The organism is Pseudomonas sp. TH34, from assembly GCF_016650865.1.
GTDB lineage: Bacteria > Pseudomonadota > Gammaproteobacteria > Pseudomonadales > Pseudomonadaceae > Aquipseudomonas > Aquipseudomonas yamanorum.
Window position 1 is genome coordinate 1 of sequence record NZ_JAEKFB010000007.1, and the last position, 20,592, is coordinate 20,592.

18 protein-coding genes and 3 pseudogenes are annotated in these 20,592 nt (G+C 57.5%); 9 read left to right on the forward strand and 12 right to left on the reverse strand.

The annotated features are described in order from the left end of the window. The first annotated feature begins 372 nt into the window (after window positions 1-372). Entirely contained in the window at window positions 373-951 is a 579-nt protein-coding gene (locus tag JFU58_RS04550) for a hypothetical protein (RefSeq protein ID WP_201139933.1), read from the forward strand. 88 nt (window positions 952-1,039) lie between these two features. Here the strand turns inward: JFU58_RS04550 and JFU58_RS04555 are convergent, their stop codons facing one another. The 3 genes from JFU58_RS04555 to JFU58_RS04565 all read right to left on the reverse strand — a co-directional run bounded on the left by JFU58_RS04555 (window position 1,040) and on the right by JFU58_RS04565 (window position 2,957). Further along, window positions 1,040-1,660: a tyrosine-type recombinase/integrase gene (locus tag JFU58_RS04555; RefSeq protein ID WP_201139934.1), complete on the reverse strand. Its 621-nt coding sequence runs from the start codon at window positions 1,658-1,660 to the stop codon at window positions 1,040-1,042. Window positions 1,661-1,745: 85 nt separating this feature from the next. Then, on the reverse strand, window positions 1,746-1,964 hold the full coding sequence (locus JFU58_RS04560) for a DDE-type integrase/transposase/recombinase (protein ID WP_242488212.1): 219 nt from the start codon (window positions 1,962-1,964) through the stop codon (window positions 1,746-1,748). 96 nt (window positions 1,965-2,060) lie between these two features. After that, a complete protein-coding gene (locus JFU58_RS04565) occupies window positions 2,061-2,957 on the reverse strand; it encodes an AraC family transcriptional regulator (RefSeq protein WP_201139935.1) in 897 nt (298 codons plus the stop codon). Window positions 2,958-3,145: 188 nt separating this feature from the next. On the opposite strand from JFU58_RS04565, the gene JFU58_RS04570 reads away from it, so the two are divergent. Continuing rightward, window positions 3,146-4,063 (forward strand): alpha/beta hydrolase, encoded by a 918-nt coding sequence (locus JFU58_RS04570; protein ID WP_201139936.1) that lies wholly within the window; start codon window positions 3,146-3,148, stop codon window positions 4,061-4,063. A 31-nt stretch (window positions 4,064-4,094) separates the two neighbouring features. Then, a pseudogene (locus JFU58_RS32170) lies at window positions 4,095-4,282 on the forward strand (cyclase family protein); the annotation flags it as partial. Between the two features lie 32 nt (window positions 4,283-4,314). Here the strand turns inward: JFU58_RS32170 and JFU58_RS04575 are convergent. Beyond that, a complete protein-coding gene (locus JFU58_RS04575; RefSeq protein WP_201139937.1) occupies window positions 4,315-5,232 on the reverse strand; it encodes an alcohol dehydrogenase catalytic domain-containing protein in 918 nt (305 codons plus the stop codon). Between the two features lie 10 nt (window positions 5,233-5,242). Beyond that, a complete protein-coding gene (locus JFU58_RS04580; RefSeq protein ID WP_003214505.1) occupies window positions 5,243-5,716 on the reverse strand; it encodes a nuclear transport factor 2 family protein in 474 nt (157 codons plus the stop codon). Window positions 5,717-5,816: 100 nt separating this feature from the next. Here JFU58_RS04580 and JFU58_RS04585 point away from each other — a divergent pair, with 100 nt between their 5' ends. Next, a complete protein-coding gene (locus tag JFU58_RS04585) occupies window positions 5,817-6,257 on the forward strand; it encodes an RrF2 family transcriptional regulator (protein WP_201139938.1) in 441 nt (146 codons plus the stop codon). A gap of 169 nt (window positions 6,258-6,426) precedes the next feature. Here JFU58_RS04585 and JFU58_RS04590 read toward each other — a convergent pair. Further along, window positions 6,427-7,194 (reverse strand): annotated as a pseudogene (locus JFU58_RS04590) (IS3 family transposase); the annotation flags it as partial. Between the two features lie 279 nt (window positions 7,195-7,473). Here JFU58_RS04590 and JFU58_RS04595 point away from each other — a divergent pair. Then, window positions 7,474-7,656: a hypothetical protein gene (locus JFU58_RS04595; RefSeq protein ID WP_201139939.1), complete on the forward strand. Its 183-nt coding sequence runs from the start codon at window positions 7,474-7,476 to the stop codon at window positions 7,654-7,656. 224 nt (window positions 7,657-7,880) lie between these two features. Here the strand turns inward: JFU58_RS04595 and JFU58_RS32175 are convergent. After that, window positions 7,881-7,979, reverse strand: a pseudogene (locus JFU58_RS32175) (IS5/IS1182 family transposase); the annotation flags it as partial. Window positions 7,980-8,185: 206 nt separating this feature from the next. Between JFU58_RS32175 and JFU58_RS04600 the strand changes: the two are divergent. Then, the gene (locus JFU58_RS04600) at window positions 8,186-9,112 is read left to right on the forward strand and encodes an aldo/keto reductase (protein WP_242488213.1); all 927 of its coding nucleotides are present in this window, start codon (window positions 8,186-8,188) and stop codon (window positions 9,110-9,112) included. Between the two features lie 242 nt (window positions 9,113-9,354). Here JFU58_RS04600 and JFU58_RS04605 read toward each other — a convergent pair whose 3' ends face one another. Continuing rightward, window positions 9,355-10,668 (reverse strand): MFS transporter, encoded by a 1,314-nt coding sequence (locus tag JFU58_RS04605; protein WP_342215205.1) that lies wholly within the window; start codon window positions 10,666-10,668, stop codon window positions 9,355-9,357. A 242-nt stretch (window positions 10,669-10,910) separates the two neighbouring features. Between JFU58_RS04605 and JFU58_RS04610 the strand changes: the two genes are divergently transcribed. Both JFU58_RS04610 and JFU58_RS04615 read left to right on the forward strand, forming a co-directional pair. Then, window positions 10,911-12,038: an MFS transporter gene (locus JFU58_RS04610; RefSeq protein ID WP_201139951.1), complete on the forward strand. Its 1,128-nt coding sequence runs from the start codon at window positions 10,911-10,913 to the stop codon at window positions 12,036-12,038. A gap of 55 nt (window positions 12,039-12,093) precedes the next feature. Then, entirely contained in the window at window positions 12,094-13,191 is a 1,098-nt protein-coding gene (locus tag JFU58_RS04615) for a substrate-binding domain-containing protein (RefSeq protein WP_201139941.1), read from the forward strand. A gap of 55 nt (window positions 13,192-13,246) precedes the next feature. On the opposite strand, the gene JFU58_RS04620 is transcribed toward JFU58_RS04615, so the two are convergent. From JFU58_RS04620 to JFU58_RS04630, 3 genes are read right to left on the reverse strand one after another with little or no spacing between them, the layout of a single operon-like run. Then, on the reverse strand, window positions 13,247-14,857 hold the full coding sequence (locus JFU58_RS04620; protein WP_201139942.1) for a GMC oxidoreductase: 1,611 nt from the start codon (window positions 14,855-14,857) through the stop codon (window positions 13,247-13,249). Between the two features lie 17 nt (window positions 14,858-14,874). Beyond that, entirely contained in the window at window positions 14,875-16,662 is a 1,788-nt protein-coding gene (locus JFU58_RS04625) for a thiamine pyrophosphate-binding protein (RefSeq protein WP_201139943.1), read from the reverse strand. Further along, window positions 16,659-17,384, reverse strand: coding sequence for a ThuA domain-containing protein (locus JFU58_RS04630; protein WP_201139944.1), 726 nt, complete (start codon window positions 17,382-17,384; stop codon window positions 16,659-16,661). Before JFU58_RS04630 ends, JFU58_RS04625 begins: the two co-directional genes overlap by 4 nt. A gap of 286 nt (window positions 17,385-17,670) precedes the next feature. Between JFU58_RS04630 and hisD the strand changes: the two genes are divergently transcribed. Beyond that, window positions 17,671-18,954, forward strand: a complete 1,284-nt coding sequence (gene hisD, locus JFU58_RS04635) for a histidinol dehydrogenase (protein WP_201139952.1) — start codon at window positions 17,671-17,673, stop codon at window positions 18,952-18,954. A gap of 47 nt (window positions 18,955-19,001) precedes the next feature. On the opposite strand, the gene JFU58_RS04640 is transcribed toward hisD, so the two are convergent. Continuing rightward, a complete protein-coding gene (locus tag JFU58_RS04640) occupies window positions 19,002-20,573 on the reverse strand; it encodes a GMC family oxidoreductase (RefSeq protein WP_201139945.1) in 1,572 nt (523 codons plus the stop codon). Window positions 20,574-20,592: the final 19 nt, after the last annotated feature.

Sequence of the window (20,592 nt, forward strand, 5' to 3'; positions counted from 1 at the left end):
TCATAGCCGAACTGCGTACCGCAGGACGGGCACATGCCAAACGAAGAGCAGCCAACCTCATCGTATGGAGGCTCTTCAAGCCCGGGGTATCCACAAACCGGACAAAGATACGAAACGTTGCTTGCAATCATCCAACCCCCAGATTTCTAGCCTCTAGCCCACGTTGTCGGCGTACCTGCTGATTTCCGGAATCTTATACTGAATCTGAGCAACTGATGTCCGACCTGGGCTGAGTAGGAAAAAACACTAGAGTGGAACCCGCTAACAAGGGTTTTGACACACTCTGGGCCAATAGCAGACGGGCGCGGCCTAGGTCGTTATCCTAAATAAAAGACTTGTCGTAAAAGCTGAATCATCATGAAAAGGTTCGCCATGGAACGCGATGTAACGCTACAGACTTCAGTCACGCCGAAATCAATCGCTAACGCCTTTCCGCCCTACCTGAAATTGGAGGCAGCTCGTCTGAGCTTGATCATGGGCGATACCCGATTTGCTGATCATCGAGGCATAGAGGTCACAACAGACAAAAATCGTGTGGTCATTCCATACCGAATCTACCACGAGGGCAGCGAGCAGGATGTTAGGTCTCTAAGCCGGACGCAAAGCATTATGTACTCTTGCCTATTGACCAGGCACCACAATGGCTATGTGCGCCAGCGCCAACTTGAGCGCATCCTCCCGATCTCCGAACCCTGGGTTGTTCCATTCGTTGTTCAGCTCACTGGCGAGTATGTGATCGAGATGCTCGACACGTGCGAATCCCACTTTTCCCTGCTTGACCCTGTGATTTACGGCGCCTTCATCAGAGACAACCCGAAGTATTTTCAGGCCACACGAGACCGAATGATCAGCTACTGGGATTGCTATTATCGGTCGCTGTACAAGCGTAAACCTGACTATGTCGGGTTCAGGCTGTTCGACCAACTCCATGAGTTTGCATCTCGCCTGTGAACACTGAACCGCCCCCCGGCGCTCTTAAACACCGCTGAGCGTCAGCTATGGGTCGGATAGCGACGGTATCCCTCCCGCCGCCAAGGGTTCATACCTCGGTCTGCTCAGAAATCTCCAGAGCATCGTCTACCTCAATACCTAGGTAGCGTATCGTGCTTTCCAGCTTGGTATGGCCGAGGAGCAGCTGCACCGCTCTCAAATTTTTGGTTCTTCTGTAGATCAGCGTCGCTTTGGTTCGGCGCAACGTATGTGTACCGTATAAAACTGGATCGAGACCTATTGAAGCCACCCACGCCTTGACGATACGGGCGTATTGCCGCGTAGACAGGTGCTCGGAATCTCGAATGCGACTGGGAAACAAAAAATCGTCGCCTTTGAGATGTGCGATCCGCATCCAGGATTCCAGCGCCTTTCGAGTCTGTTCCATTATCTCGAACTGAACCGGCCGTTTAGTCTTTTGCTGCATGACAATTACGCGAGGCGCGACGTGCTGGCCGTGGGAGATGTCGCTAACCCGCAGCTTGGTCAGATCGCACGCACGTAGTTTGCTGTCGATGGCCAGATCGAAGAGCGCCTCGTCTCTGCTTTTGCCCGTTATCTGGAGCCTGACCCGGATTTCCCAGATGTCTCTGAGACGGAGCGGAGCTTTCTGCCCTATCAACTTTCCTTTGTTCCAAGGATTTTTCGATTGGAAGGCTGTACTAGGCATGATGTGTCCTCCGTATGTGTGGAGAGACAAGCACGGACCCCATAGGCAAAGGATCGGGCGCTAACCGATCCTTTGCAGCCGGTCGTCAGCCCACGATCCGACGGGCGTACAAATCCAGAACCGCCGCGAAATACAGCCACCGCTTACCGACCTTGATATACGTCACGTCCCCGCACCACACTTGATTGGCCGCCGTGACATCAAACTTGCGCTTGAGGACGTGCGGCGCCACCAACGCCTCAACGCCGGGCGATTTGTACTTATGGCGCCGGCGCTGACGACTGGCGATACCAGCTTCGCGCATCAAGCTGCGGGCCATGTACCGCCCGACACGATGTCCATTAGCTTACAGCTCTTTGGCCAAGGTGCGTGTACCAATGCTACGGAGGATTGCTGGATGTTAGTCACTCTCAATTTTTCTGAGTATTTTCCCATCCTCACGTGGAGGTCGTCCGAACAAACGGTGGTATTCACGACTGAACTGAGAAGGACTTTCGTAGCCGACCGCAAGACCTATATCCGCTATCCCTCTCAAGGAAGAGGCCAACAGTGATCGAGCCATTTGGAGTCGAACATGCTTTTGGAATTGGATAGGACTTAATGATGTCGCCGCTAGGAAATGCCGATAAAACGACGTAGTACTCATACCTGCTACGTCTGCCAACTTCTCTATTCGGATGGTCTGTGCGTAGTGGTCTCTGATCCATTTAATCGCTCGTGCGATCTGCATCGTTCGGCTGTCAGCAAGACCAAGCTGCCGGACCATTGCACCTTGTTCCCCGTTAATGAGGCGCCACAGAATTTCGCGTTCAATTGACTGCGCTAAAATTGGAATGTCGTTTGGTTTATCTAAAAGCCTTATGAGCCGGACAACGGGATCAAGTAAATCATCACTTAATTCACTTACAGCAATACTGGACTGCTCACCTTTCATTTTTTGTGGCGCGCTGCTTTCTAGCAACAACGAAGCTATTGCTTCGGGCCTCAGGACTAATCCAAGGCCCAGCAGTGGTTCCTCATCGCTTGCCTGTATCACATTGGAGCTAAGCGGCAAATCGACCAGGTAAATCAGATACTGCCCTGTGGCATATCGAAATACCTGCTCGCCTAGGGCGACCTGTTTAGCGCCCTGTACCACGAGGGCCAGGGCGGGTTCGGCGATGTGGCGGACTGGCTGCGTCGGCGCGGAATAGCTCGATAACACGACGTTTGGCAGCGCGGGTCGAGCAGCGTGCGATGCGGCATGGCGAAGGATGAGTTGCTTCAACTCGTCCAGCAAACTTGTGTTCTTTTTCATGACGAAACTCTACCTCGCCGGCAAACGATGCGTACCCGATGAAATCACATTTGGAAGGATTGTGCAGATGAATGGCAGCTTCAGGCTACCTCTGAAATTGCCTGGCATTGTTCAATTGCGTCAATGCCAGTCGCCAGGCTTTAGGCAGCACGTTCACCCCAGCAATTAAGCCGGTAAGGAGTTTCAACATGAAGCAAAAAATCGTTACTTTCGAAAGTGCTGGGCTCAACCTCGTGGGCAATCTTTACAGCTCAGATGGCTTGGCGAGCGGGCCACAAGCGGCAGTTGTAGTGGTGCATCCTGCCAGCGGCGTCAAAGAACAAACCGCTGCCTTATATGCCCGTCACCTCGCAGAGCAGGGTTTTATTACGCTCGCGTTCGACGCAGCTTACAGCGGTGAAAGTGCGGGTGAGCCGCGTGGTTTGGAAGATCCGGCACATCGCATTGAGGATATTAAGTCTGCAGTTTCATTCATGAGCGTTCGTGATGACGTTGATTCAGAGCGAATTGGCCTGCTGGGTATTTGCGCCGCTGGCGGGTATGTGATTCCGGCCACCGCGACCGACCATAGAGTTAAAGCTGTCGCTATGGTTAGTGGCGTCAGTATTGGCGAATTCTTCCGGGTGGGTTATGACGGGAAGCAGCCTCCTGAGGTTCTCAAGATGATGCTGGATAGTGCTGCGAAGGCACGTACTGCCCAAGAGCGCAGCGAGGGGACACAAACCTTCCCGATTTTTCCGTCTGATGAAGCGGCGGCCCGCACGCTCGGTCAGTACGTATACGAAGGATGGGAGTACTACTGCACTCCTCGTGCTTATCATCCGCGATCTACTAAACAGATGCCTTGGGTCAGCGTCGACAAGATGGCGCTATTTGAGGGTTTCCGCTTCATCGACAGGGTTGCACCACGTCCCTTGCTAGCCATTGTAGGAACGGAAGCCGCCACCAAGTGGATGACGGAAGAGGCTTTCCCCAGGGCAGGAGAGCCGAAGGAGTTACTTTGGGTAGAAGGTGCGAGTCACGTCGATCTCTACGACAAAGAGCAGTACGTAACGCCAGCGATAGTGAGGCTCACCGAGTTCTATCGAAAAAATCTGCTGGGTTGAGTATTTTTCCGCTTGCGGCTACTGGTCCTATGGGGACAGTTCCCTGATATGGGAAGGGCACAGGCTGGACGGGAGATTGGCTACGGACAGATGGAGAAACTCTCTAATCTGGAAACGTTGCCTGCGCACGGCTTTGAGGTCTCGTGTTTCCCCTACAAGATCAAATACGCCTCGGCTGGTTTTGTGAGGGCGGTAGCCATCTTCGAGGAGGGTGTGTGAGCAGTGACCCTCCATGAGTCCACCCGATGCTGTCAGGTAAAACCTGGAACGAGGACTAATCTTCCTGGTCCGCAGGTCCTTGCCTTCAGCACGTCCTGTGCAAGTGCGGCGTCTGCCAAGGCAAACGAAGCCGCAACGGTCACTCGTAGAGCTCCGGCGTCAACCAGGTCGACAAGCCGTGCGAGAATCTCAGTATCGTGTCGGGCGAAAACTGTAGTTATCCCGGGGCCGCTATCCGCTATTGAGCAGACTCTTGCATTTGGGTCAGCAGCCATAGCCTTCGCCAACCTGCCGTGGCCGGCGCAATCCACGATGGCCGTCACGTCGGTGGATGTGTGCCTTCTGAGTTCGGCGACATCATTCGACAGCATGGGTTCTGCTTCGAGCGACCTCACATAGGTGTGGTGTTGGGCAGAAGCGCTGCCAATGACGGTAGCGCCTGAGAGCACCGCGAGTTGGGTCGCCAGCGAGCCTACGCCTCCTGATGCACCGAGCACTAGAACGGTATCTGCTTCAGACACGCGCAACGTTTCAATCACCGCACGATAGGCCGTCAGACCGGCAAGTGGCAGTCCGGCCGCTTCGGCCCATGACACGTTCTTCGGCTTTCGCCATAAGCGTTCCACAGGCACGCTCACCAGCTCGGCGTAGGTGCCGTTATGCAAGATGTGTTGATGCGTATAGGCGATGACTTCATCACCTGGTTGGAACTCGACTACCCCGGCCCCCACACGCTCGACGATGCCGGCAAGGTCCCATCCAGGTACTACCGGAAACCAGGTCTCCATGAAGCTCTCGCCAAAACCGGCCTGTAATGCGATATCGGCCGGGTTGACGGTCGCGGCTTTCATTCGCACGATCACTGAGTTCTGCGACAGCTTCGGTTCTGGCAAATCACCGTATTGGAGGACTTCCGATCCTCCGAAGCGACTATAAAAAACACCCTTCACAGTACTTCTCCTAGAAGGCATACGGGATGTCGTGATAAATGCGCATGTGCGCGATCATCCAACGCCCATCGACTTTCTGCAGGATCGGCCGGTAGTAGCCACTCTCGATCGGGGTGATAGTGCCTTGCGCGCCAAACGCCCCTTGCGGCCAACCGTCTTCGGGCTTTTCTGCGCCGACGACGTTGAACACTACAAAATGAACGTCCAGCGTTCCGGTGTTGCCATTCACTTCGATGAGCGGGTCATGGGTGGTGTGGTGGCTCCAACCCCGTGGTGGATGGGGCTTCATCATCGTGGTAACAGCTGCGCCAATGGCCTGCGATCCGGCCAACTCGCCAAAAAGCTCAGGCGTACCTGCATTGTTGTAGAAAACCTCGACCTTGGCATCGGGTAGGAAGAGGTTGCTCATGGACGCGCCGTCTCGGTAATCAGCCGCCCTGACGTAGCGCGCCATGACCTGCTGAATTTCACGTTCTTCGGACATCGGAGTTCTCCTTGGGGATAATGTGTGCCCATAGAAATACATCCATCGCGACATATATGCAACAATAATGGATGCATATTAAAATGATCAGGAGTCGTAAATGATCGATGTCCGTTTCCCAACGGCCTTGCAGATGATGCTCAGCCTGGCGCTGGCTCAGGCCGAAGGCGTCGAACGCTTGAGTTCTGCTCAATTGGCTGTGGGGGTCGAATCCAATCCGACCTTTGTCAGACGATTGTTGGTGCCCTTGATTCAGGCGGGCCTTGTTCACTCGACTATGGGGCGAGACGGGGGGGTGAGCCTTGGTGTTGACGCCACTGCGATCACGCTCCGCGATATCTACAAGGTGTCGATGGGGGGCAAGAAGCTGTGGGTCGGGCGCAGCGATATCCCTCACCGCTGTCTCGTCAGTTGTAATGTTGAACGGTTCTTTGGGAATTTGGCTGACGAAGTCGATGAGTCGGTGTCGCGTTTGTTAGGTGGGCGGACACTGGCCGATGCGCTTCAGGAACTTCGCAGCCTCGATACGCAGCGTACGTAGGTGGCGAACCGGGACGCCAGCGCCATGAACTCAGCGTCCGCTGGATCGATACCGAGGAACTACGCAAGGCATTGCTGGCGATAGGGTGCACTAAAGAGCAGCGCTAACTGTTCACTTGCCCAATGAGTGATGTGGATTTTTTTGCGCTGATTGAATCGCCCCGGATTCTCTAGACACCTTGCAAGCTCATTGCGTAACGCTTTTCAAACTCTACCGGTGACAGCTGATTGTAGAAACCATGGCGGCGTTTTGCGTTGTAGAACATTTCGATGTAATCAAATACATCACTACGAGCATCTTGCCGCGAGGTGTAGATTTTTCGCTAGATCCGCTCACGTTTCAGAAACTGGAAAAAGCTCTCGGCCACGGCGTTGTCATGACAGTTGCCTCGGCGACTCATGCTGGCAACCAAATTGTTTGCCTTCAAAAAGCTGCGCCAATCGGAGCTGCTGTACTGGCTGCCTTGGTCGGAATGAACCATCACCTCTTGCTTCGGTTTACGTTTCCAAACCGCCATCAACAATGCATCAATAGCCAAATCACTGGTCATCTGCGACTTCATTGACCAGCCAAGGACCTGACGAGAAAACAGATCCAGCACCACCGCCAAATACAACCAGCCTTCATACGTACGAATGTAGGTGATGTCGGTGACCCAAACATTGTTGGGTTCCACGACATCGAACTGGCGTTTCAACAAATTGGGTGAGGCGACCGCTGGCTTACCGCCGTACTTTCCAGGGCGGCGTCTATAACCTGTCTGAGACCGCAGCCCTTCAAGACGCATCAGCCTTGCCACACGATGGCGCCCGCAAACTTCACCGACCTCGCGCAGATCGTCATGGATTTTGCGATAGCCATAAACGCCGCCACTTTCCAGCCATGAATGCTTGATCAAACCCAGCAGTCGCTGGTCGTCTTTGGCGCGTGCAGATTTGTGTGGGGCTGATAGGCCATGAACAAGTGACATTCAAACGATAGAGCCAGGGTTTCGGAATCACGCAAATGACTGACTGGAAGGCTAGCAACATCTGCTCCGTCAACTATTGGCCCCTGTAAAAGAAACCGCAACCGCAGTGGCCGAGGAAAAACTTAACGCAGTGTCCGGATGAGTTGACGACTACACCTGAGACCGGAACGCTTGTATTGCGGGAGTAGCTTCAGAAATAGATCCCTACACCCAACAGGATGTCGAGGCTCTCAATGAGGCTGGAAAATGTCTACGGTGCCGGAGCGATTGATTTTTTTCGGCGATCTTCCCGCTCTTAGCGTCCGGGCCATTCAGGTTTTCTTACGCTTTGGTTTTGAACAGCGCCTGGCGGTCTCTTCCCTTCTTGAGCTCTTCCGGACAGTCAAGTTGCGCCTGCTCGGCCTGCCCCTGCGTGCACGAACCTTTTAACTGCTTCGGATCAGTGAAATTCGCAGCGATCGGGCGATGAAATGCCTTTTTTCATAGCCAGTCGCTCGGCCCAATCTGTAGCCGTCGTCATGTCATCAGGCACCGGAGAAAAGTGCGTGCAAACCAGACTCAAGCGTTTGTCGGCAGGTCATGGAAAATGTAATGGTAAAACTGGAATCGCCTGGATTTCGCCAGTCGCGAAGGCGCCGATAAACCGTTGATCAGAGGCAGAATCGTCCAGGCACATGGTGCTATGCGGTGCCTGAACACAGCGCCCACAGGATGCCGTTGAGCATCAGTTGGTCGTTGTTTCGGGGCGTCCCGTTTACTGTGACACTCGACCATTCCCCGAGAAGCGTCGAATACGGTTGCTGTGTCCGAGGCTATATTGCTTGACTTACCTTATTGCATTGCGGCTACTGTTTTTCCACAATGAAACAATCTTCGGATCAGCGTTGGGCTCAGTGAAAAGCTGAACTAATTCAATCAGCCTGCCTGCTTATAGGCACTATTTACCGCATAGAGGGGAATGTTAATGGATGTTTCACCACGAATATCTCTCACCTCTCAAGGACCGGAGTTTTCTCGAATCGTGTATGGCATGTGGCGCTTGAACGAGTGGTCTCTATCGGTCTGCGAACGCCAGGAACTTATTGAGGCAGCACTCGAACTGGGGGTGACGAGCTTCGATCACGCGGACATTTACGGTGGCTATCAGTCCGAAGAGTTGTTTGGTGAAGCGCTCGCTGCAGCACCGCACTTGCGCAAACACATGCAACTTGTCAGCAAGTGTGGAATCAAGCTGATCTCTTCTCGGCGACCAGAGCATCGACTCAAGAGTTACGACACGAGCTTCAGTCACATTGTCGCGTCAGCCGAAAGCTCACTACGAGCCCTGCGCACCGAGTACCTTGACTTATTATTAATACATCGTCCTGATCCGTTGATGGATGCAGATGAAGTTGCACGCGCATTCATGGTGTTACGCCAGGAGGGAAAAGTTCGCCATTTCGGCGTGTCGAATTTCTCACCGGCCCAGTTTAGTCTGCTCCAGGACCGGTTGGCCGCCAATGGTATGACATTGGTCACGAATCAGGTCGAATGCTCATTGCTGCACTTGGCCCCTGTCTACGATGGGACGTTTGACCAAGCTCAACAGTTGAAGTGCGCTCCAATACTGTGGTCGCCACTCGCCGGCGGGAGTATTTTTACCGATTCAGGCCCTGTGGCCAAGCGAATCAGGGAAAGCCTGACACGCATAGGAGAGCAATTAGGAGAGTCTGCAACAACGGTTCTTATGGCTTGGTTGCTTGCGCTGCCATGCCAACCATTGCCCATTGTAGGATCGAGACGTCTCGATGTTTTACGTGAATCAGTACGTGCTTGCCAGCTAGCGATTACGAAAGATCACTGGTTCGAACTTCTGCTCTCGGCACAGGGGAGCGAAGTACCGTAATGAGTGGTGAAGGTCGAGAGCCTTTGATGTAGATGAAGGTGTCTCCCATCGGTAGCAATCGGGAATTGCAGGTGCAACCTTGCACCGTTCGGAATGCTGCTCAAGGGGCATCATATTAGTCGCGAGTTGAGGCTGGTCATTGACTTAATCCGCAGAAAAGCGGCCGTTTGATCTCAATCCAAACATCCGATTCGGCGTTGATCATCCAAAATGCAAAATGCCTGATTCTGATAAGTTTGCTGCTACTGCGGTAACGATTCTAGTTGATCACCAATACCACTCTCTCTGCTATGTGATGCGTCGATTTGTGGATTTCCACAGGTAACGCTTTGTCTCGGCGCACGTATCAGCAGTGGCCCGAGCATTGCCATTAAAGCGAGCATCACCAGTGGGAAAAACATCAACTTGCCCAGGCCGAAGTTGCTGACGATCACCGTGATCACAGCAGGGCCCGCCAGCATCCCGGAAAAGCCGATGCAGTTGACGATCCCGATGTTGCGCCCGGCATGTGCCGGATCTCGGCGCCCGGCGGCGGAGATCATCAACGGTGCGATGCACGAAAGGCCGAGGCCAAACATCGCGAAACCGATAATGCCGGTGGCGGCCGTGCTGCCCAAAATTGTGACGACCATGCCGAGTACGCACAGCGTGCCGCATCCAAACACCACCTGCGCATTACCGAACGCGGCCGCCAGGCGGTCGCCAAAAAGCCGCCCCACGAATGACGCGCCGACGAACAGCGAGACCGCCATGCCTGCAGTCGCGGTGGTGGTTTCGAGCTCCCGGCGAATATATTCCTGGCCCCAGTCGGCAATCGCGTTCTCACCCATCATGCTGCCCAGCAGCAGGGTGCCAAGGGCGATCATCACCAGCAGCGTCTTGGCCGAGGGGCCCTTTCCGGTTTCGTCCCGGGACTGGGTGCCGGCTTGCCAGTCGTCGAGCTTGGCGTTTGGCACGTCGTGTTTGCCCAATAACCATCGGCTGAATACACAGCCCAGGATGAACATCGCGAGGCCCAGCAAGGTGTAGGGCACCAGCACGCTGTCGGTGTAGAACCGGGTCAGCCAACTGCACACCATGCCCAGCAGGAAACCGCCCAGGGAATAGAAGGCATGGAAGCCGGACATGATCGAGCGTCGATAAAACCGCTCCACCTGCACGCCATGGGCATTCAAGGCGGTATCCAGGGCGCCGCGCAACAGCCCCAGCACGGAGCCGAAACACAGCGCAAACCAGAAACCGTTGACGAAGCCCAGCGGTATAATCGACAGGGGATAGGCGAGTGCGCCCAAGGTAATCACCGGCTTTGCGCCGAAGGTGTCCAGCATCCGGCCGACCAGCAACGCGCCGGCTGCGGAACCAACGCCGACCCCGAGGGCGATCAAGCCGAAGCTTGAATCCCCAGATTCACCCGTCAAACCCAGTTGGGCCCTGAACACGCTCACGCCGGTGGACCAGATGTACATCATGGCGCCTATCATCATGAAGCCGAGAAAGGTGGCGATACGTGCCTTGCGAATACGCGGGGGAATCGGTGTTTTCTGAAGGGTGCTTATCACGCTGCATGGTCCCTTTTGTTTTTATGAGATGGTTATGCATTGGAGGTTATACGAATAAACTTACGGAAGTAAAACCTGCACCCTGTGGGCTGTCAATGCTTCAGTGGACCATACTATGTAAGAGTAGCAAGGCAGTGGCCGAATCCTTGATTTTAAGTTATTCGTATAACCCTAATTGTCCGGGTATTGGGGTTTCCGTGTCATCTCAAGAGTTGTTATTGCCGTGCTCCACACCGCACATGTCGGCCTACCGCTTGACGTTTCTGCTGTCCGGCCTGTGCATGGGCGCCTGGGCGCCGCTGGTTCCCTATGCGCGCAGCCGCGCCGGGGTGGACGACGGTGCATTGGGCATCCTGTTGCTGTGCCTGGGCCTGGGCTCACTGGTGATGATGCCACTGGCAGGCATCCTGAACGCCCGCAAAGGCTGCCGCTTTACCATGCACATTGGCATCGCCCTGGTGTTTCTGACGCTGCCTCTCTTGGCGACCACACACTCATTCATAGGCTTGATGTTTGCCCTGACCGTGTTCGGTGCAGGGTGCGGCGCAGTGGATGTGACGATGAACGTTCAGGGCGTGATGGTTGAGCGTGCGACCGGGCGGTCCTTGATGTCGGGCTTTCATGGCTTGTTCAGCCTGGGCACGATTTTCAGTGCAGCGGGGATCACCGCGCTGCTCTGGCTGGGCGCCACGCCGTTGCTGGCCAGCAGCGCGGTGATGGCGGTATTGGCTGCGTTTGTCCTGAGTTACGGGCGCCAGATGCTCGGGCGCAGCGGCGAAGAGGGCAGCCCGATCTTTGTGCGGCCTACGCGTAAAGTCCTGGTGCTGGGCGTGCTGTGCCTGTTCGCGTTCCTGGCCGAAGGTGCGATTCTCGACTGGAGCGCGGTGTTCCTGACCCAGGTGCGTGATGTAGAACCTTCCATTGCAGGCCTGGGCTACGCCTGCTTCGCCGTGATGATGGCGTTGGGGCGCTTGAGTGGCGACCGGATTCTGCTCAGGCTCGGCGCCCGGCTAGTACTGGTGGGCGGTGGTCTGATTGTGATCCTGGGCTTTCTCACGGTGGTGCTCGCGACGAACGGGCAGGTGAACCTGGTGGGGTTTGCGGTCATCGGCATCGGTTTGGCCAACATCGCGCCGGTGTACCTGTCGCTGGCGGGCGCGCAAAAGACCATGCCGGGGGAACTGGCGATTGCCGCGGCCACCAGTCTCGGTTATCTGGGTATCCTGATGGGCCCGGCGGTGATCGGCTTTTTCGCCCACGCGACGGATTTATCCTGGGCGCTGCTGGCGGTTGCCTCGCTGATGGTCGCAATCATGTTCAGTGCCACACGACTGGTTCCGAAGGTTTCCCCTCAACGGGTACACTGAGCGCCTGTTTTTTCATGACCTCGCATGAGGTTTCAAAAGGATTGGGAAGCAAGCGATGGCCGTTTCAATGAAAGACGTAGCACTGGCGGCAGGGGTGTCCCAGCCTGCGGTGTCTTACGCCTACAACCGACCTTCCAAACTGTCCCCGGCCCAGCGCGAGCATATCCTCGAGGTGGCCGCTTCATTGGGTTACCCGGGACCCAATGTGCTGGGCCGCAGCCTGCGCTCGGGCAAGATCGGCGCCATCGGGTTGATGATGATGGACAAGTTGTCTCTGGCCTTTGCCGACCCGTGCACCATCGCCATGCTGCGCGGCATCAGTGAAGTGGGCGAGCTGGAAAATGTCGCACTGACACTGTTCCCGCTCAACAACAACCGCCTGGTGGGCCGCGGCCAGGCGGCGAGCCACGGCAGCCTGGCCTTGCGCGGGCTGGTGGATGGCCTGATTATCTCGACCTTGCCCGATGATCACCCTGCGGTGCTGGCGGTGGTGAAGCACAGTATTCCGTTCGTGGTGATCGACTCGCCGCTGGTAGAGAATTCGTTTTTTGTCGGCATCGACGATCGCGGTGCGGCTCGCACACAAATGCAGCATCTGCTGGACCTGGGCCACCGCAAGATCGGCGTCATCATTGACCGCCTCAACCCGGATGGTTACCGCGGCCCGATTGACCTGCAACGCTTCAAAAGCGCCAGTGAGCGGATTGTTCGCGAACGCCTCACCGGTTACGTGGAGGCGGCCACCGCCGCGGGCCTGGCGTTTGAAGACCTGAGCGTGATCGAGGCCGGTGGGCTGGATTCCACGTCGGGCCAGGCCGCAGCGTTCACGTTGCTGACCTCCAACGACGTGACGGCAGTGGTGGCGTGCTCGGATGTTATGGCGATTGCCTGCATGAAAACCGCCCACGCCCTCAGTCGCCAAGTCCCGGAGACGCTTTCGGTGATCGGCTTCGACGATATTCCCGAGGCGGTGCAGCTCGGTTTGACCACCATTGCCCAACCCATGGTGGAGAAGGGCGTGTACGCCGCACGCATGCTGACCGAGCAATTGAATGCCCCGGCTGATGCGCCGCTGGCGCCCGAGCAGAAGATTTTCGCCACCAAGCTGGTGGTGCGTACCTCGACCCGCAGTATCCAGCAAGCAGACGTATAAGCCCTCCGGAAGGCGGCGGTGTGAACATCACACCGCCGTCTTTTTCATACGCGTGTCACCTCGCCAACTGCTTGAAATGCGCCGCCACCCGTAAGGCATTCGCCGCGATAGTGAGCGCCGGATTAACCGCCGCCGACGACGGGAAGAACGAGCTGTCCACCACCCATACATTCTCCAGGTCATGCAGCTTGCAGTTCAGGTCCAGCACGCTGGCGGTTGGGTCCTTGCCCATCACGGCAGTGCCGCACTGGTGGGAGTTCGTCGCGATACCCATGCGCGCCTTGAGGATCAGCGGATACCCTGCATCACGCATCGTCTGGGTGGCCTTGCTCACCAGCCCTTCATGGGCCTTGAGGTTGTTCGGCGTCCAGTGAACCTTGATCGCACCGCGCAGCGTATCGTAGGTGACTCGGTTGTTCTGGGTCGGCAGATCTTCCGAGGTCAGGTACAGGTCGACGCTGTGGTCAGTGATATAGCGTGAAGCAAATTTCGGCAGCCAGGGCCGCATGGCACTGATCATCGGCTCGCGGATTTTCCCCAGCATCTGCACGTTACCCAAGGGAAACGCGTTGTGTGCACTGGCACTGTACCAGTCGTTAATAGCCAGGGTTTTCTGGAAGGTCACGTTGTTCTTGCGTCGCGGGTCTACTGCCAGCATGAAGGTGCTGTTATGCACCATGTAGTTACGCCCCAACTGCCCGGAGCTGTTGCCCAGGCCGTTAGGATGTTGAGCGTTCGCAGACTTGAACAACAACGCTGCGCTGTTGACTGCACCGCACGCCAGCACGAAGCGTTTAGCACGCAGTGTCACCTCGCGTCCATCGAACAGGCCCCGCGCTTCAGTCACGGTTTTGCCATCGCTACCTGTGTTCAGCTGCTTGATCGTGGTGCGAGTCATCAGCCGAACGCTGCCACTGCGCAGGGCGGGCCTAAGCGCAGAAACTTCGGCGTCGGCCTTGGCCTCCACCAGGCACGGATAGCCATCGCAGGTTGAACACAACACGCAATTGCCGCCATCGCCATAGTCTACCGCCGCCGGCATCACGAACGGCTTGAGCCCGGCGCGCTGCATGCTTTGCTCAAGCGCAACCAGGGCCGGGTCATGCTTCAGTGCCGGTTGCGGGAAGGGCCCTGAACGCCAGGGTTCGCTGGGGTCGCTGCCGGCCTGGCCATGCACGCGGTAGAGTCTTTCCGCTTCGGCGTACCACGGCTCAAATTCGGCATAGCTGACGGGCCACGCAGGGGACACGCCCTCGGCATGCTGGATCTCGCCGAAATCCGCCTCGCGGAACCGTGGCAGCATGGCGCCGTAGAATTTGGTGTTGCCGCCGACGTAATAAAATACTCCCGGCGAAAATGCTTGGTTGGCCTGGTCCAGCCACGGTTCGGCATTACGATAGCGCCCTTGGCCGAACACCGCTTCAGCGCTCCAGTTCTGGATCTCACGCGGCAGGAAATCACCCCGTTCGACGATCACGATATCCAGCCCGCTGTCACGCAAGGCATGAGCGAAGGTCGAACCGCCCATGCCCGAGCCGATAATCACCACATCACAGTTGATCGTGCCATCTGCATCAGGCGTCACCACGCCGAGGGCGCGCGGTTCGCGCGACGCCCCCGGTTGTGGATTCAGCTCTGCATGATGCGAAATCAATGCATCACTCATTTGAGCCGCTCCAGCGTTTACAGGTGTTGTTCGGAATTACGGATCTGCCAGTACTCATCCTGGCGTTCGTCGGTGATGTATTCCGGAATCGGGAAGTCCCACCAGCCCGGCACCCAAGGGCCGGCTGCGTCGCGGTCGGTCGGTACTTCGATCAGCACCGGTACGTTCAAATCCAGAGCTTCCTGCAGGATCGGCTCGAGGTCTTCCGGGCGCTCCACACGGTAGGATTTGAGGCCGAAGGCTTCGCCCACCGCCTTGAAGTCCGGGCTGTAGGGCGTGCCGTCCGGGTGGTTGAACTCGGTGCCGATATGGCGGCTGGTCTGCTTGCGCTGGCCACCGCGAATCGACATGTAGCCGGCGTTGTTCTGGATCAGGAACACCACAGGGATATTGTTGGTCACGCAGATCGCAATTTCCTGGGAGGTCATCAGGAAATCGCCATCCCCGAGAATGCACACCACCGGCTGGTTAGGCGCAGCCAGCTTGGCGCCGATAGCGGCAGGCACGGCCCAGCCCATGGACGAGAAGCCGCCGGAGGTCAGGTGCGTACGTGGCGTGTAGACCGGGAAGGTCTGCTTGACCGCGCCCTGGGTGTTGCCCGAGCCGACCACCACGATGGTGTCGCGCGGGAACACTTTGCGCAGCGCGCCGAGGGGGCGTTGTGAGGTGAACGGGAAGCGATCGGAGTCACGACGGCCCGCCAGTTTGGTTTCCCATTCTTCCTGATAACCGCGCAGGTCGCTCAGGTACTCTTCGCGCTCAACCGTCTCGTTTTTCAGGCTTTCGACGATGGCGGCGAGGGCGTATTTGGCGTCGGCACAAATCCCCACGGTCACCGGGTAGTTCTTGCCGATCTCGTGCGGGTCGATGTCGATGTGGATCAGCTTCGACGGCGGGATCGCAAAGGTCACGCCCTTGGCATAGCTGGACGACGACCAGTCGGTGAAACGGCAGCCCACGGCGATGATCACATCGGCGGTGGATGCGACTTTATTGCCGCATAGGGTACCGGTCTGGCCGACGCTGCCGGCGAACAACGGGTGATCTTCCGGGAAGCCGCTTTTGCCGTTCCAGGTGGTCACCACCGGGATCTTCCAGGCTTCGGCGAGGGCGAACAATTGCGCGCTGGCTTCGCCGGTAATCACGCCGCCGCCGATCACCAGCACCGGGCGCTTGCTCAGTTTCAGCTCTTCCACTGCGCGGGCGGTGGCTGCCGGATCCGGGAAGCATTTACCGATCGGAGTACGTTCTTCGAGGGCATGAAGGGTCACTTCAGCGGCCTCGGCCTGCACGTCCATCGGGATTTCCAGGTGCACAGGGCCTGGGCGCCCGGTGACCATCGCGCTCCAGGCGCGGTGCATCATGAATGGCAGCTCTTCAACGCGGGTCGCCACCCAATGACGCTTGGTCACGGCTTCGGCAATTTTCGGGAAGTCGTTGTCGGTGTAGCGTTCCAGCTCCTGCAACAAACCGTGGCCACGCATGTGAGTGGGTGGCCCGCCGGTGATCAGCATCAGGCTGGTGGAGTCGGTAAACGCGGTGGCCATGCCGATCACTGTGTTGGCGGCGCCGGCACCGATGGAAGTCACCGCCGCCATCGGCTTGCCGCTCACCCGGTAGTAACCGTCGGCGAGGTGAACCGCGCTCTGCTCATGGAATACCTGGATGAACTTGAGCTTGGAGTCTTCCTCGAGGAAGGCGTCGGTCAAGGTCCAGATACCGTGGCCAGGGATACCGGCGACGTATTCGACGCCATAATTTTTCAGGGTTTGAGCCACGATCTGGCTGCCGGTCAATTTAGTCATGACAGGACTCCTTGGGTTGATGAAACGGGGGTGTTTGCGTCGGTGGGTCCGGTACTGGTTGCACGTCCGCGTGTCGCCCAGTTCAGGCCTTGCTTGGTCAGACGGCGGATATTCGGGTCGGCGAGGTTGCTGGTGTCGTGCCCGATGGAGTGATAGAACACCCGGCCCTGGCCCCACTGGCGCACCCAGGCCACCGGGCTGCGATGGCCCTTGAGCCAGGGGAAGGGGTTGCCGTCGAAGGTGGTTTCGGCCAGCACGTGAATGTTCGGGTCGACCTGCATGTAGTACTGCTCGGACCGTACCTCGAAATCCTCGACGCCTTGGGTCACCTCGTGGCTGTGGTCGATGATGTTGACCTGGTACGGGTGGGGAAAGCCTTCGCCCATCGGGTGTTCGAGGAATGAGCCGCCGAGCACCCAGTGATATTTGAGGCTGGCGCGAAACGCCGCGCCTGCGCCGTGCCAACCCACCAGGCCGGTGCCGCTTTCGATCGCTTGCAGCAGGCGGTTTTCCTGCGAGGCGGTGAGCGTCTCGGTGGTGACCGCGTTGTTCCAGCCGATCACGATCAGGTCATAACCGGTCAAGTCCCTGTCCAGTGTGAAGATGTCGGTGGACTCTTCGACCTCGAAATCCAGCTCCTGGAAAACGGTTCGCGCCCATGCCGCGATTTCGTAGGGGAAATGGCCGGGCCAGCCACCGAATAGATACAAGACTCGACTCACGGTTGATCACCTCTTTACGTTGGGTGTGATTATTAAGTTATACGTATAACCGCTTATTTAACCTATCACTCCGAACCACTAAGTCAATGGGGCTCGCATGTTTTTCGTGAGCGGTTATACGAATAACGTCAACGACCGCCGTAGTGCTTCAACACTGCGTCTGTGTTGCGTCAGGTTGCGTCATCAATAGGGTGGCTGCGAAATTGCCGGGGGCAGGGGGTAGGAAAAGATGGTTGCCAATGCCGGGGGCATGTCGCGTGCCCTCAAGAACCACCTGGAGCCACTGATGATTCGTTACCTGAAAACACCTAAACCGGTCGAAGCCCAAGCCGAGATTGCTGCCCAAGTCCGCGATACCGTTGAGCAAATCATCGCCAACGTCGCCCGCAATGGTGATGCGGCCGTGCGTGAATATTCGAAGCAGTTTGATCAGTGGTCGCCCGTGTCTTTCCGGCTGACCGACGAAGAAATTGCCGCGTGCGTGGCGAGCCTTTCCGAGCAGGAAATTGGCGATATCACCTTTGCCCAGGCGCAGGTTCGGCGGTTTGCCGAGGTACAAAAGGCCTCGATGCACGATGTGGAAGTCGAGACGTTGCCGGGGGTGATCCTGGGGCACCGCAATATTCCGGTGAACTCGGTGGCTTGCTACATTCCGGGCGGCAAGTATCCGTTGCTGGCGTCGGCACATATGAGCGTGCTGACAGCCAAGGTGGCCGGGGTGAAGCGCGTTGTTGCCGCCGCGCCGCCGTTTGATGGCAAGCCGCATCCGGCCATCGTGACGGCGATGTATTTGGCCGGCGCCGATGAGATCTATTGCGTGGGTGGGGTGCAGGCTATTGCCGCGTTTGCGTTGGGGACCGATACGTTCAAGCCGGTGGATATGATCGTTGGGCCGGGTAATGCGTATGTGGCTGAGGCCAAGCGTCAGTTGTTCGGCAAGATTGGTATCGACTTGATTGCCGGGCCCACTGAAACGTTGGTGATTGCTGATGACAGTAGCGATGTGGAGATTATTGCTGCCGATTTGTTGGGGCAGGCGGAGCATGGGGTTAATTCGCCTGCGGTGTTTTTGACCAACAGTGCTGAGTTGGCGGAAACGCTGCCGGCGGAGATTGAACGTCAGTTGGCGATCCTGTCCACTGCGCCGGTTGCTTCCGTCGCCTGGCGGGATTATGGCGAGATTATTCTGTGCGACACAGTGGATGAGCTGGTGCAGGAGGCTGACCGGATTGCTTCCGAGCACGTGCAGGTGATGACCCGCGATCCGTTGTATTTCCTGGAGCACATGACCAACTACGGCGCGTTGTTCCTCGGTGAGCGCACCAATGTTTCCTATGGCGACAAGGTAATTGGCACCAACCACACTTTGCCTACCACCGGCACTGCGCGGTACACCGGCGGCCTGTGGGTCGGCAAGTTCATCAAGACCTGCACCTATCAGCGGGTGCTGACGGACGAGGCTTCGGTGTTCGTCGGGGAGTACTGTTCGCGGCTTTGCGGGATGGAGGGGTTTGCGGGGCACAAGGAGCAGGCAGATATTCGGATTCGTCGTTATAAGAAGCACGATTGAGCCGAGTGTGATCGTTCCCACGCGGAGCGTGGGAACGATCAGGCTCTTCACCCCCGCAAAATATGATCTGCTGCCTTCTCCCCAATCATGATCGCCAACGCATTGGTATTGCTCGAACACAACGTCGGCGCAATCGAGTTATCGGCCACCCGCACCCCCTCAATCCCATGCACCCGCAACACGCTGTCCACCACCGCCCGCTCATCCGCCCCCATCTTGCAGGTCCCCACCGGATGCAGCGCAGCATGCGCCTGTTGCCGCACAAACCGGCGGTAATCCTCGCGGCTACGCAACGGCTGCGCCGGCACATGCTCGCGCAGGATATGCCCGGCCATGGCCTCCTGCGCCAGGATATGCCGGCCAAACTCGGTTGCTTCAACCATGCACTCCAGGTCAAACGGATCGCTCAAATAGTTGGGTCTGATCACCGGCAAGTCCTTCGGGTCTGCACTGCGCAGTTGCAGCGAGCCCACGGAGCGCGGGCGGGTCTGGCACACGTTCAACGTGCAGCCATTGCCACCCGGCACCGAGCCCACGCCGGCTTCGACACCGGCACCCGCCATAAAACAGTACTGCGCGTCCGCCCGGCCCTCAGCCAGTGAGGTGCGCCAGAACGCGCCGCCTTCCACCACATTGGACGTCACCGGGCCTTCGCGAAACAGCGCGTACTGCAAGCCAGCGGCCAGTTTCCAGTGAGGCTTTTTGTACTTGTCATAGCTCAGGGGCCGACGCAGCTCATTGATTAGCGAGACTTCAATATGGTCCTGCAGGTTCTGCCCGACGCCGGGCAAGGCATGCAGCACCTTGATGCCCGTATCCTGCAGATGCGCGGCAGGGCCGATCCCCGAGAGCATCAGTAACCTCGGGCTGTTGATCGCGCCGGCGCTGATGATCACTTCGCGTTCTGCCCGCAGGATCTGGCGCTGGCCTTTTTCAACGTATTCAACCCCCGTTGCACGGCCCTTTTCGAGCAGCACCCGCAACACTCGGCAGCCGGTTTTAATCGTGAGGTTAGGGCGCCACCGGGCAGGCTTCAGAAACGCCACCGAAGTGCTCGAACGCAGCCCGTCGCGGGCGTTGATTTGATACAGCCCACAACCGTCCTGAACTCCGGAGTTGAAGTCGGCGTTATACGCCAACCCGGCCTGCTGGCAGGCTTGCAGCCAGAATTTGGTCAGCGGATGGGTATAGCGCTGGTCGCTGACACCCACCGGGCCATCGGTGCCATGGGCTTCATTGCTGAAGCGGTCGTTGGACTCGCACTTCCTGAAAAACGGCAGCACGTCCTTATAAGCCCAGCCTTGGGCCCAACTGTCGTAATCCGCCGGTTGCCCGCGCAGGTACACCATGGCGTTCACCGAGCTGCCGCCGCCCAGCACTCGCGCCTGCACCATGCTCGGCTTGGGCGCGCCGATGTAGTCCGCGGGCGGCTCCCAGGGGTAATGCTCCACCAGGTTGCCCTGGCTGGTCTTGTAGAAGCCCACCGGTAGATGAATAAGCGGATGGGCGTCCCTCGGTCCTTCCTCAAGCAGCACCACCCGTGCCTCGGGATTTTCGCTCAAGCGTGCGGCAATCACACACCCGGCTGACCCGCCCCCGACCACGATGTAATCGACCATTATTATTTTCCCTCGGGCA